This is a genomic window from Gallibacterium genomosp. 2, assembly GCF_000771895.1.
GTDB lineage: Bacteria > Pseudomonadota > Gammaproteobacteria > Enterobacterales > Pasteurellaceae > Gallibacterium.
In genome coordinates this window covers 38,525-50,470 of the sequence record NZ_JPXY01000039.1, presented here as the reverse complement: position 1 = coordinate 50,470, position 11,946 = coordinate 38,525, and the positions used below count along the sequence as shown (strand labels likewise).

12 protein-coding genes are annotated in these 11,946 nt (G+C 39.5%); 2 read left to right on the top strand and 10 right to left on the bottom strand.

What is annotated here, in order from left to right; all coding sequences use genetic code 11:
- Nucleotides 1-28: 28 nt before the first annotated feature.
- The 5 genes from P375_RS08575 to dapF all read right to left on the bottom strand — a co-directional run bounded on the left by P375_RS08575 (nt 29) and on the right by dapF (nt 4,642).
- Entirely contained in the window at nt 29-1,357 is a 1,329-nt protein-coding gene (locus P375_RS08575) for an anaerobic C4-dicarboxylate transporter (protein ID WP_039136112.1), read from the bottom strand.
- A gap of 132 nt (nt 1,358-1,489) precedes the next feature.
- A complete protein-coding gene (gene yigB / locus P375_RS08570; RefSeq protein WP_021461152.1) occupies nt 1,490-2,200 on the bottom strand; it encodes a 5-amino-6-(5-phospho-D-ribitylamino)uracil phosphatase YigB in 711 nt (236 codons plus the stop codon).
- Between the two features lie 22 nt (nt 2,201-2,222).
- Nucleotides 2,223-3,113 carry a tyrosine recombinase XerC gene (gene xerC / locus P375_RS08565; protein ID WP_039136111.1) on the bottom strand — a complete coding sequence of 297 codons (891 nt, stop codon included), beginning with the start codon at nt 3,111-3,113 and terminating at the stop codon, nt 2,223-2,225.
- Between the two features lie 2 nt (nt 3,114-3,115).
- Nucleotides 3,116-3,808 (bottom strand): DUF484 family protein, encoded by a 693-nt coding sequence (locus P375_RS08560; protein WP_039136109.1) that lies wholly within the window; start codon nt 3,806-3,808, stop codon nt 3,116-3,118.
- Between the two features lie 9 nt (nt 3,809-3,817).
- Complete coding sequence (gene dapF, locus P375_RS08555) at nt 3,818-4,642, bottom strand: diaminopimelate epimerase (RefSeq protein ID WP_039136107.1); 825 nt, start codon at nt 4,640-4,642, stop codon at nt 3,818-3,820.
- A 149-nt stretch (nt 4,643-4,791) separates the two neighbouring features.
- Here dapF and P375_RS08550 point away from each other — a divergent pair, with 149 nt between their 5' ends.
- Nucleotides 4,792-5,370 carry a thymidine kinase gene (locus P375_RS08550; protein ID WP_039136105.1) on the top strand — a complete coding sequence of 193 codons (579 nt, stop codon included), beginning with the start codon at nt 4,792-4,794 and terminating at the stop codon, nt 5,368-5,370.
- 19 nt (nt 5,371-5,389) lie between these two features.
- A complete protein-coding gene (locus tag P375_RS08545) occupies nt 5,390-6,340 on the top strand; it encodes a gluconeogenesis factor YvcK family protein (protein ID WP_039136103.1) in 951 nt (316 codons plus the stop codon).
- Between the two features lie 46 nt (nt 6,341-6,386).
- Here the strand turns inward: P375_RS08545 and P375_RS08540 are convergent, their stop codons facing one another.
- The 5 genes from P375_RS08540 to P375_RS08520 form a co-directional block, all read right to left on the bottom strand.
- On the bottom strand, nt 6,387-8,363 hold the full coding sequence (locus P375_RS08540; RefSeq protein WP_039136101.1) for an exoribonuclease II: 1,977 nt from the start codon (nt 8,361-8,363) through the stop codon (nt 6,387-6,389).
- 70 nt (nt 8,364-8,433) lie between these two features.
- Nucleotides 8,434-9,222 carry an enoyl-ACP reductase FabI gene (fabI, locus tag P375_RS08535; protein WP_039136099.1) on the bottom strand — a complete coding sequence of 263 codons (789 nt, stop codon included), beginning with the start codon at nt 9,220-9,222 and terminating at the stop codon, nt 8,434-8,436.
- Between the two features lie 134 nt (nt 9,223-9,356).
- Complete coding sequence (locus P375_RS08530) at nt 9,357-10,115, bottom strand: Nif3-like dinuclear metal center hexameric protein (protein ID WP_039136097.1); 759 nt, start codon at nt 10,113-10,115, stop codon at nt 9,357-9,359.
- A 6-nt stretch (nt 10,116-10,121) separates the two neighbouring features.
- Nucleotides 10,122-11,300: a phosphodiesterase gene (locus tag P375_RS08525; protein WP_039136095.1), complete on the bottom strand. Its 1,179-nt coding sequence runs from the start codon at nt 11,298-11,300 to the stop codon at nt 10,122-10,124.
- Entirely contained in the window at nt 11,300-11,905 is a 606-nt protein-coding gene (locus P375_RS08520) for a TIGR04211 family SH3 domain-containing protein (protein WP_039136094.1), read from the bottom strand. The genes P375_RS08525 and P375_RS08520 overlap by 1 nt, the downstream gene beginning before the upstream one ends.
- Between the last annotated feature and the right edge of the window lie 41 nt (nt 11,906-11,946).

The following is an 11,946-nucleotide window of genomic DNA, read 5'->3' as shown; positions in this document are numbered from 1 at the left end:
ATATGCCTATTTTTGTAGAAGAGAAGAATTACATCAATACATTGGCTAAACTGATACCAACCACACATCCGACAACTACACCGATTAGACCCGGCATCATAAAGCTGTGGTTGAAATAGTATTTACCGATTTTGGTTGTACCGGATACGTCAAAATTGACGGTTGCGATGTCTGATGGGTAGTTAGGGATAAAGAAGTAACCATAGGTTGCAGGAAGTAAACCAACCAATAACGGAGCTGGCAATCCCATAGCGATACCTACCGGTAATAACATTCTTCCGGTTGCAGCTTGGCTGTTGATAACAACGGATACAGCGAAGAGTGCAAATGCGAATGTCCACGGATAAGCCTGAATCATTTCGGTGATACCGGCTTTGAAAGAAGGCATTGCATAAGTGAAATAGGTGTCACTCATCCACGCGATACCATAAATAGCAATTGCTGCTACCATACCTGATTTAAACACTACGCCGTTTGGTACTTTCTTAGGATCAGTTTTAGTTAGAAGCAGAATTACACCGGCGAAAGCTAGCATCATCATTTGAATGATGACACCCATTGAAATCGCTTTTGATTCTCCGATAGTACGGATTGCTGGAATCATTGCCACGATTACGATACAAACTAAGGCAAAAAGGAATAACAATACGGAATTTTTTGCTGAAGCCGGCAATGTTTCATTTAAACTGGTACTGGTAGTACTTTGAATTAATTTTCTCCATTCTGGATCTTGCAAACGACGTTGATATTCTGGATCATCTTTTAACTCTTTACCACGGCGTAAGCTATAAAGTGAAAGTGCCAACACTCCACAAAAAGTTGCTGGGATAGTGATAGATACGATGGTTAATAATGTAATGTGAGAGAATCCTGGGAGTTCTGAGATTTGCCCTAAATAGTAAACTACTGCTGCGGAAATTGGGCTGGCGGTAATTCCAATTTGTGAAGAAACGGATGCCGCTGCCATAGGACGTTCCGGACGGATTCCGTTTTTCAAGGCAATATCGCCTATAATCGGCATAATAGTATAAACAGCGTGCCCCGTTCCCAAAATCACTGTCATAAAATAGGTAACCATTGGACCAAGAATAGTGACACGTTTAGGATTACTGCGAAGAATACGTTCCGCAATCTGTAACATATATTTTAAACCGCCGGCGGCTTCAAGCACGGAAGCACAGGTTACAACAGCTATAATAATTAACATTACATCAATTGGCGGGGAAGACGGCGGCATACGTAGAATAAAGACTTCGACTAAAAGACCGATACCGGAAACGACTCCTAACCCGACGCCACCAAAACGGCTGCCGACATAAAGGAAGAACAGCAGCAGAATAAATTCAGCATATAGCATAAAAACCTCACAAAAATTGTTTAAAAGATAACTAAACTGGGTGAGATCATAATGAAAGCACAAAAGATCGCAATAGAAATTTCAAAAAAAGTAATAAAATTTCAAAAAAAGTTTACCAATATCAATTATTGGTTAATTTTTAATCAAAAATATAAGATCGGTTACTTCTGCAACAGCTAATGTCGGCAGGGTTGTCGCTTCCTCGAAAGCAAACAGGGATTGCTGTTGGCTGTTAATCCATACCGCCTGACAGCCGCTTTCAATTGCACCTTGCACATCAGTAACAAGATTGTCGCCAACGTGTAATATCTGCTGCATTGTGCATTGAAAATGACGCGCGGTTTGTTGGAACAGATCAGGGTGCGGTTTGGCACGCCCGTGTTCACCGCCACGTAAAATAAGTTGAAATTGATCCAAGCCGATTTTCGGCGGATAAACGTTGCCGTTGCTAATGGCAACGAGCGGGTAATGTTTGGCAAGTTCGGTTAAAAATTGACGATTTTTTAGCGGCACATCGATTTTATGCCGCCATTCGACAAACAGTTGCATACTTTGCTGAATAATATTTTGAATGTCGGCATCTTTTAAACCCTGCGCTTTGAGCAGCTGTGCCGCCGCAGTTTGCCGCCATACAATCACATCTTCATAGCGAATCGGATCTTGTTGAAGAAGTTGCTGTTTATAATGTTGCCAATCAGTAATATCAATGGCTGCTAGCTGTTGCAAGCAATCAAGAAAGGCTTGTTCGGCAGCTCTGATTACAAAATAGTTATCATATAAAGTGTCGTCTAAATCGAACGTTATCACTTTAATTGGTTGTAATTGGCGGTAAAAATGCAGCATAACTTTTCCTATTTTTCCGTTCCTATTTTTTCCGTTTTGCACGAGGATGTGCGGAATCATAAACTTGCGCTAAGTGTTGAAAATTAAGGTGTGTATAAATTTGGGTGGTGGAGAGGTTTTCGTGTCCTAACAACTCTTGCACGGCGCGTAAATCCGAACTGGCTTCCAACATATGAGTGGCGAAAGAGTGGCGCAATTTATGCGGATTTAAATGGGCATTTAATCCTTGTTTAATGCCCCATTGTTCAAGGCGTTGTTGAATGGCAGAGCTGGTGAGGCGATGCCCTAAATGGCTGATAAACAAGGCATTATCTTGAGGATTGAATTGTAATCTTACCTCCAACCATTGATGTAACGCACCAGCGGCATAACGCCCAAATGGCAAAATACGCTCTTTGTTACCTTTACCTAAAACTTTTAATTCTCTCGCTTTAAAATTAATGTCTTCCAAATTGAGTCCTCTTAATTCGGAAAGACGTAAACCAGAACTGTACATCAATTCCATAATAGCTTTATCACGCAGTGAAAGTGGATCTTTACTTTTTATATCAAGTAATTGAGAAATAGATTCTGCATCAATACTTTTGGGTAGTCGTTTGCCAGCCTTTGGGGCGGAAATTCCATCAGTTGGGTTGACCTTAATTTGTTGATTGCGTAATAAAAATTGAAAGAAACCGCGCAGACTGGAAAGACGTAACGCCAAACTATGTTCGTGCAAACCTGATTTTTTCCCTTGTGTCAGGATAAATCTAATCACGCTCCCGTCCACTTGTCGCCAATCAGTAATGCCTTCATTAGTTAATAATTCAACACAAGCAACAATTTGTTGTTGGTAACTTTGCAACGTTTTCGCACTTAGCTGACGTTCAATACGCAGATAATCCCAATATTTTTCTAACCAATCTTGTAACATAACTATGCTTTCTTTGTTAACCATTGTTCGATTAATGGTTCAATTAAATCAACAATGGTTTCTAAAAAATCAGTTTTTTGACTACGATAGAAGTGATCTTCATTATGTGAGCTAAACACTAATACCGAATGATAAGGTTGATGATTCTGTTTTAATAAACAGAGAGCAACGGAACCGACAGGCAGTTCTTCAGGTAAAAATAACAATGATTTTTCTCGATTAGTAAGTTTTCCGAGATAAAAAGATTGCAAACCGAAACGTTCTAATCGAATGATTTCAAAAGCTTTTCTATCGATCCAATATTGCGCTTTAATCTCATTTTGTTCTTCCCAAACATCTTTGAGTAATAAAATTTTTGCACTTTTTAATTCTAATGCTTTTGCCCATTGGTTAAGATTTTGATTGGCTTTTGTAAAATTACCTGCTTGTAATAGTAATTTTTGCAAAGGCAACAAACTAAAAAAAAGCTCTTCATTCTGCTGTACGGTATTGCCAATTTGATAGAGCTGTTGCTCTAGTGTTGCGATTTTTTCACGTTGCCGCCCCAATTGTGCTTCCACTAAGGAAATCATCCCTTTACGTTGATGAGGAATTTGCATTTTATCCAATAATAACAAATGACGAGCGAAAAAGTCGGAATGATCATTTAAATAATCGTGAATTTGTTGCTCAAAATCAGCATTGATTTCACTCATAATTTCCCCTTAAAGCTGAATATTGCCGTCGTAAACAAAAGTTGCATCACCAGTCATATAGAGTGGATAACCAACACCTTGCCATTCAATAGTAAGTTTTCCTCCCGGTAATTCGACTTCGACTTGATTGTCGAGCAGCCCTTGCATAATACCGACCGCCACCGCCGCACAAGCACCGGTTCCGCAAGCCTGAGTTTCGCCAGCACCACGTTCAAAAACGCGTAATTTAATTTGTTTACGGTTAAGCACCTGCATAAAACTGATATTGGCACGAGCTGGAAAACGTTCGTGATGTTCAAGCAAAGGTCCAAGCTGCTCAACATTGGCTGTTTTTACATCTTCAACTTGCAACACGCAGTGTGGATTGCCCATTGAAACGACACCGCAAAGTACGGTTTGAATATCGGTGCGTAAAATGTAATTTTTCTCAAATTTGTTGGCAATAAAAGGCACTTTTGCCGGTTCCCAAATCGGCTCGCCCATATTCACGCGCACGGTTTCGTCATCATTGACGATCAACACGATTTTCCCTTTTGCGGTGCTGACGTTAATCTCTTTTTTATTGGTTAAGCCTTTAAGACGAACGAAACGGGCAAAGCATCTGGCACCGTTACCGCACTGTTCCACTTCGCTGCCGTCCGCATTGAAAATACGATAATGGAAATCCAGTTCCGGATCGTAAGGCGGTTCAACTAATAACAGCTGGTCAAAACCGATGCCGCGATTCCGATCAGCTAAACGGCGGATGACATCTTCAGAAAAATAGACACTCTGTGTAATGCCGTCAACCACCATAAAATCGTTGCCTAAGCCGTGCATTTTAGAAAACTGCATATTTACCTCTAGCTTAAAATTTAATGCGATTATTATAGAGAGTTCAGTTGATAAAGTCTAAACGGATCAATTATCAAATCCATTGGTAAAGCTGTTTATTGATGCTTAATACGCTATACTAATGTGCAAAAAAATAATGGATTTTAGTTATGGCAAAACTCTATTTTTATTACTCTTCAATGAATGCAGGAAAATCAACTACTTTATTGCAATCTTCTTATAATTATCGTGAACGGGGAATGAATACCTTGGTTTATACCGTAGCGATCGATAATCGTTATGGTGTTGGCAAAGTGACTTCTCGTATCGGAATTGAAGAGAAGGCACAGCTATTTGAGCACCAAACGAATTTATTCGTAGAAATTGAAAGCCTTAATCAACAGCAACACCTCGATTGTATTTTAGTAGATGAGGCTCAGTTTTTAACTAAAGCTCAAGTCTATCAGCTTAGTGAAGTGGTTGATAAATTAAATATTCCAGTGTTATGTTACGGATTAAGAACTGATTTTCAGGCGGAGCTATTTGAGGGCAGTCGTTATTTGTTAGCGTGGGCGGATCAACTGGAAGAACTGAAAACTATTTGTTATTGTGGTCGTAAAGCCAATTTTGTATTACGCTTAAACGAGCAGGGCGAAGTAATCAAAGAGGGACATCAGATTCAAATTGGTGGTAATGATCATTATTTGTCAGTTTGTCGCCGTCATTATAAAGAAAAAATGGGTTGTTAATTTCTAACAGGATTTTGTTATGACGTTTTCATCAATTGTTACGCCAAATCTAAATCAAACAAAACATATTGTTGCGATCGGCGGCGGACACGGCTTGGGAAGAGTAATGTCCGCTCTAAGTTTTATGCGTTCTCGTTTGACCGGAATTGTAACAACTACCGATAACGGTGGGTCAACAGGACGTATTCGATTACAATTCGGTGGCATTGCTTGGGGGGATTTACGCAATTGTCTTAATCAGATTATCACTACACCGACTACCGCTTCAGAACTGTTTGAGTATCGTTTTGAAGGCGAAGGAGAGCTTGCTGGGCATAATTTAGGCAATTTAATGCTGAAAGCGTTAGAAAATATTAAAGTGCGACCGTTAGATGCCGTAAATTTGATTCGTGAGTTGCTTCATGTTGAGCCTTTTATTATTCCAATGTCAGAGCAGCCTGCACATTTAACGGCACAATTGGCAAATGGTGAGAAGGTAGTGGGAGAAGTAAATGTGGATAATCTGGATGCTATTCCGCTTCAATTAAGTATTGAACCCGATGTGATGGCAACGGATGAGGCAGTTAGGGCAATTAATCGAGCTGAAGTCATTTTATTGGGACCGGGCAGTTTCTTTACCAGTATTATGCCACCGTTGTTGTTATTAGGAATTAAAACGGCATTACAACAGAGTAGAGCAGTAAAAATTTTTATTGATAATCTCGGGTTGGAACATAGCCCGTCCGCACAATTAAATTTAATTCAACGCATTGAATGGATTCATAATTATATTGGTAGTAAAGTGATTGATGGCATTATTACTGATGCCGATTTTTCATTACCAAGTGATTTTCGCCGACAATATTGTATTTTAAGTCGAAAATTAAATGCCGATGATATCAGTTATCGCCACGATAGAGCCTTATTAAGTATGGCATTGGAAGATATGCTGGAAATGGTAAGAATTCAACAGAAACGGTTTGAGGAATAAAGTATATGCACATTGTGTACATATACTTTTAGTCGATTATAGTTGCTTAGACCGGTTGTCCGATAATACTTCTGGTGTCTAAATTCACTTCAGTTAATTGAATATTGAGTTTATCGGTAAGTTGATAGCGACGTTCGCCCTTAATATAAAGTGCAATATCATCACTATTAACTTCAATTTCTTCTTTTTCGTTGTGAATTAATGACATAGGAACAAAGATCGTCGCACCGTTTTCAAGTAGCTGTACTCGTAAACCACCACGCATAATATCAATAATTTGTGCCGGATAAATTGTCTTTTCAGCTACTTTGTCGGCAAGATAAATGCAATAAAGCCAGTCGGCGATATCACGTTCAACCATCCGATTTTGTTTACGTGCTTCCTGCAAGCGCGCCAATACTGAGTCTTCAACTTTAGCCGGAGTTTGTTGCTGAAGAATCGCTTTTATCGCACGGTGATTGACCATATCGCAATATTTACGAATTGGTGATGTCCAAGTTGCATATTCGGCTAAACCTAAACCGAAATGCGGTGCGACTTCTGCTTTAAATTCTGCAAAAGTAAGATAGCGACGTAATCTTGCTTCCAGATATTCTGCGCCAAGACGATCCAAATCGTGTTGCATATCACAATAACCCGACAGCGTTGCTAATTGTTCGGGTGCGTAACGTGGCGTAAGCTGATCGCTATTATCATCGGTTGCCAGATGGTTAAGTAAAAAAGCACTGGCGGCACTTAAGAATTTGCTGTCAAAACCGCTATGCGTATTGAAAATGGCTGCTGCTTGGTGTTGCGCTAAGAATTTAGCAGTGCAACTGTTGGCAATAATCATACACTCTTCAACAATACGGTTGGCAATACGGCGATGATCGGCACAAATTTCCGCTACAGCACCGTTCTCATCCAGAATGAAGTTATAATCCGGACGATCTTTAAACATAATCGCATTTTTAGTTCGCCATTCAATTCTAGCCAAACTGAATTGATGCAAATAATCGATTTGTGTTTTAACCACTTCATTTTGTGGTTGCCAGCTGTTTTCACGATTTTCCAAATAATCGGAAACCGCATCATATGCCAATTTTGCTTTGGAACGAATCCACGCTAAAGTAAAAATCGGCTCGGCAATCACAGCACCTTGCATATCGGTTTCAATCTCACACACCAACGCCGGACGCTTTTCGTTTTCCATCAATGAACAGAGATCATCCGATAATTCGCGCGGCAACATTGGAATGTTGAAGCCGGGAAGATAGTTGGTAAAACAGCGTTGTTTCGCATCGGCTTCAATTTGTGAATCCAGTGGAATATAAGCTGTCGGATCAGCAACCGCAACACTCAGTTTCCAGCCAATCTGCTGCTGATTTTCAAGAATCGGCTTGATGGTTAATGCATCATCCATATCTTCGGTGGTTTCCGAGTCAATGGTGACAAAATTCAGATCGGTAAGATCTTGACGGATCGCTGTTTCCTCAAAAGGATATTCCGCTAAACCGGCAACTGCGGTGCGAGGTTGTTGATGACGGGCAAGCGTTACCCACCACGCGGTTTGCGGGTCATCAGCGTGACAGATAAATTGGGTAACTTGCGCAAAGAAAAAACGATCATCACGCAATGGGTGCGTTTTTAATTCAGCGACAACCCAATCTCCGGCGTTCAGTGTTTCCTTCACTTTTTTATGCTGATTGGCAGGAATCGCCAATTTAATATTGGGATGATCAACCAAAAGTTGTAATTTATTCTCTTTGTTAAAACGAACTCTGGCTATAAAACGGGTTAACATCGGTTCAATCAAACTGTCAGGCTCTGCCTGCTCTTTATCACCGACAGTATCGATTAATGCTTTAATTTTGTCGCCGTGCATCAATTTTTTCATTGCTTGTGGTGGAATGAAATAACTTTTTTTATCACATTCTAAAAAACCGAAAGCCTTATCAGTGGCTTTTACCACGCCCTCAACGTGCGGTTTGCTGTCACGGATTTGTTGTTTGAGTTGGCTAAGAAGAGGATTATCAAGAAGCATAAAATGTCCAGTTTAAGAAAAAAATTTGCTCCGTTATGTTCTAACGGAGCAAAAGTCAGTAAGTGTTAAATTAAGCGAGTTCCAATTCACTCATTGCAACGGTGCTAAAGCCGGCATCAACGTGAACCACTTCACCGGTGATGCCTGCTGCTAAGTCAGAACATAGGAACGCAGCTGTGTTACCAACATCTTCAATGGTAACGGTACGGTGTAATGGAGCAGTATTTTCGAAATGTCCTAACATTTTCTTGAAATTTTTAATACCAGAAGCTGCTAATGTCCGGATCGGACCAGCTGAAATTGCATTAACACGTACTCCCTCTTTACCTAATGCAGATGCCATATAGCGAGTATTAGCTTCAAGAGAAGCTTTCGCCAATCCCATAACGTTATAGTTAGGAATGGCTCTTTCTGCTCCTAAGTAGGAAAGTGTTAATAATGCTGCACCCGGATTAAGATTTGCGCGTGCCGCTTTTGCCATTGCTACAAAACTGTAGGCACTAATATCGTGAGCGATACGGAAACCTTCACGATTTACGGCATTAACATAATCTCCGTCAAGCTGATCACCAGGTGCAAATGCAATTGCGTGGACAAAACCATCAAATTTATCCCAATGTTTTTTTAATTCGGTAAAACAGTTTTCAATGCTTTCATCGGTACCAACATCGCAAGGAATGACAATAGAAGAACCTAATTCTTTAGCAAACTCTTCAACACGACCTTTTAATTTGTCATTTTGATAAGTAAATGCTAATTCTGCGCCTTCGCGGTGCATTGCCTGTGCAATACCATAAGCAATAGAACGATTGCTTGCCACACCGGCAATTAAAATACGTTTATTTGTTAAAAATCCCATAAATTTTTTCCTATCTTTATAGCAATAAAACGGACGGATTATATCAGAAATCAAGATTTGAACAAATCAGACCGATAGACGATATAAATTAATTTGACGCTTTGTTAGGTAAATGAAGTATAAAAATTTGGATTTTAAGCCGGATTATCAATATCTTTAAACAATACTTCGATATTGTAATTTTGTTGTAGCCATTCTCCCAGTGCTTTAATGCCGTAGCGTTCGGTGGCGTGATGACCGGCAGCAAAGAATTGAATATCTTGTTCTCGTGCGGAATGCACGGTCTGTTCGGAAATTTCGCCGCTGATAAAAGCATCACAACCTTTGCTTGCCGCTAAATCGATATAACCTTGACCGCCACCGGTACAAATTCCGATTTTTTGAATCGGTTTGTTAGGCTGATTGGCACAATGTAAACATTCACGTTTTAAGCATTGATTAATGCGTTGCGCAAATTGTTTACCGCTGATCGGTTGAGTTAATATTCCCCACATTGGAATAGAAAAAGGGCTATCTTCTAAAGGTTGCAGATTTTCGATACCGAGTAGTTGAGCGAGTTGTGCGTTATTACCAAGAGTAGGGTGAATGTCTAATGGCAGATGATAAGCATATAGATTGATGTTATTTTGTAGTAATGCTTTGATCCTTTTTCCTTTCATTCCACGGATACACGGATTTTCATTTTTCCAAAAATAACCGTGATGAACCAAAATAGCATCGGCATTGACAGTAATGGCATAGTCAATTAAAGCTTGTGAAGCGGTAACACCGGTAACGATTTTGTTGATATTAGCGTTGCCTTCAATCTGCAAACCATTCGGTGCATAATCATTGATTTTTGTGCTGTTAAGTAATTGATTTAAAGCAGTTTCTAATTCTAAATTGTTTAACATAGTATTTTATCCGTTAATATATTGTGAAATGGTGGCGACACGGCGGCGATATAGCTCTTTTTTGATTGCCTGTTTTTGAAAACCGTCCGCAATAATTTGTTGAATATCAACATTTTTCGCTTGTTGATACCAATGTTCCCACTGTTTCTCCTGTGCCAAACTAAAATCGGTAAATATGGCACGATATAAAATATTAAGTTGTTCTAATCTCTGCGGTTTGCGCCAGCAGTCTAACTGATCAAGCAAATCTATCACATCGTTGGCACTGATGTGTTCTGTTTGTGAAAAAGGCAAGATAAACTGCATTGCAAGTTTCGCTAATTCGCTGTAATGCTTAGGTATTTTGTAACGTTGGCATAATTGTTGCACCTTTTCTATCAACTGTTTTCGCTGTATTGCCGATAATGTTTCTGAACTGACCAACAAAGCACAGAACAACACAAAATGAAAGAGTGTGGATTGATCAGGGGGTTGATCTTCTAACAATAAATTTAGCCGTTTCAAACTTTGTGTCAGTAAATCGCATTTACCTTGAAACAGTGATTTAAATTCGGGAAATAATGAAGTGGCACCTATTTTATGTAATATTGAAAAATAGACATCACAACGTGGCGATAATAATGCTTTTTCAGTTTCTAGCCAAATTCGTTCAACGGTGAGATCAGCTAATTCTCCCTGTTTTACCATAGACCTCATTAAATCGATGGTTTCCGGCGCAATAGTAAAATTAAATGCATAAAAACGTGCTGCAAAACGAGCAACACGTAGAATTCGCAATGGATCTTCGCAAAAAGCCGGAGATATATGGCGTAATTTACGTTGTTTTAGATCCTGAATGCCGTGAAAAGGATCATATAAATTGCCGTCAGTATCTTGAGCAATAGCATTAATGGTTAAATCACGACGTTTTAGATCTTGTTCTAACGTAATATCAGGGGAGAAATCACAATAAAAACCGGTATATCCTCGACCATTTTTGCGTTCAGTACGCGCTAAGGCATATTCTTCTTTTGTTTGTGGGTGGAGGAAAACCGGAAAATCTTTTCCCACTTGGATATAGCCTTGGTGTAATAGCCATTCAGGAGTAGCGTGAACGACCAACCAATCTCTATCTTTGACCGGTAATCCTAAAAGACGGTCACGCACTGCACCACCAACTAAATAGATTTTAATTTCTTCTGTCATTACCAACGATCTCTACGTCTTCTCGGAATGATCATAGGAATAATCAGTCCTAAAATTAAACCGACAGCAAGCACAGAACCGCCGTAAATAAACCAACGGATAATCAAACCGCGTTTTTCAGAATCTAACATTGCTTCAAGATCTTTATTCTTATTTTTTAGAATTTCGACTTGGCGATTAAGTTGAGAATTCTGCTCTAATAATTCGCTGCTCTGTTTTTCAGCTTGTTGAGTTCGACGTTGCATTTCGTTGGTACGTTGTTGCCAGTCGTTATTAATCCGATTCAGTCTTAACGTCAACTCATCAATCTGTTTTTGCAAAACCGGCAGTTGTTCTTTACTACTTGCCTTTGGCGTCAGCTCACTGGTTAAAATCCAACCTTCACGATTACGGCTATCCCTGATTTGAGTGTATTTATCTTTTTTATTTAAAATAGTGACGGCTTCACCTGATTTAATTGTACCGACGAGTTTGAATTGATCACCTGCTCCTTTACGCAAATAGGTATTCAAATTTTCTGATACATATTGAGTTTCTGCATTTGCACTGAAACCGATGCCTAAAAAAGCAAGTAAGATGAGAAGTAGAGAGATAATTTTCTTCATCAATAACTCCTAAATGGTTGAAATCACGTCGCTCATAGTGG

Coding starts and splice junctions, on each gene's coding strand:
- P375_RS08530 (WP_039136097.1), bottom strand. CDS start 10,115: ATGTTAAACAATTTAGAATTAGAAACTGCTTTAAATCAATTACTTAAC.
- P375_RS08560 (WP_039136109.1), bottom strand. CDS start 3,808: ATGAGTGAAATCAATGCTGATTTTGAGCAACAAATTCACGATTATTTA.
- yigB (WP_021461152.1), bottom strand. CDS start 2,200: ATGCTGCATTTTTACCGCCAATTACAACCAATTAAAGTGATAACGTTC.
- P375_RS08525 (WP_039136095.1), bottom strand. CDS start 11,300: ATGACAGAAGAAATTAAAATCTATTTAGTTGGTGGTGCAGTGCGTGAC.
- P375_RS08575 (WP_039136112.1), bottom strand. CDS start 1,357: ATGCTATATGCTGAATTTATTCTGCTGCTGTTCTTCCTTTATGTCGGC.
- P375_RS08545 (WP_039136103.1), top strand. CDS start 5,390: ATGACGTTTTCATCAATTGTTACGCCAAATCTAAATCAAACAAAACAT.
- dapF (WP_039136107.1), bottom strand. CDS start 4,642: ATGCAGTTTTCTAAAATGCACGGCTTAGGCAACGATTTTATGGTGGTT.
- xerC (WP_039136111.1), bottom strand. CDS start 3,113: ATGTTACAAGATTGGTTAGAAAAATATTGGGATTATCTGCGTATTGAA.
- P375_RS08550 (WP_039136105.1), top strand. CDS start 4,792: ATGGCAAAACTCTATTTTTATTACTCTTCAATGAATGCAGGAAAATCA.
- P375_RS08540 (WP_039136101.1), bottom strand. CDS start 8,363: ATGCTTCTTGATAATCCTCTTCTTAGCCAACTCAAACAACAAATCCGT.
- fabI (WP_039136099.1), bottom strand. CDS start 9,222: ATGGGATTTTTAACAAATAAACGTATTTTAATTGCCGGTGTGGCAAGC.
- P375_RS08520 (WP_039136094.1), bottom strand. CDS start 11,905: ATGAAGAAAATTATCTCTCTACTTCTCATCTTACTTGCTTTTTTAGGC.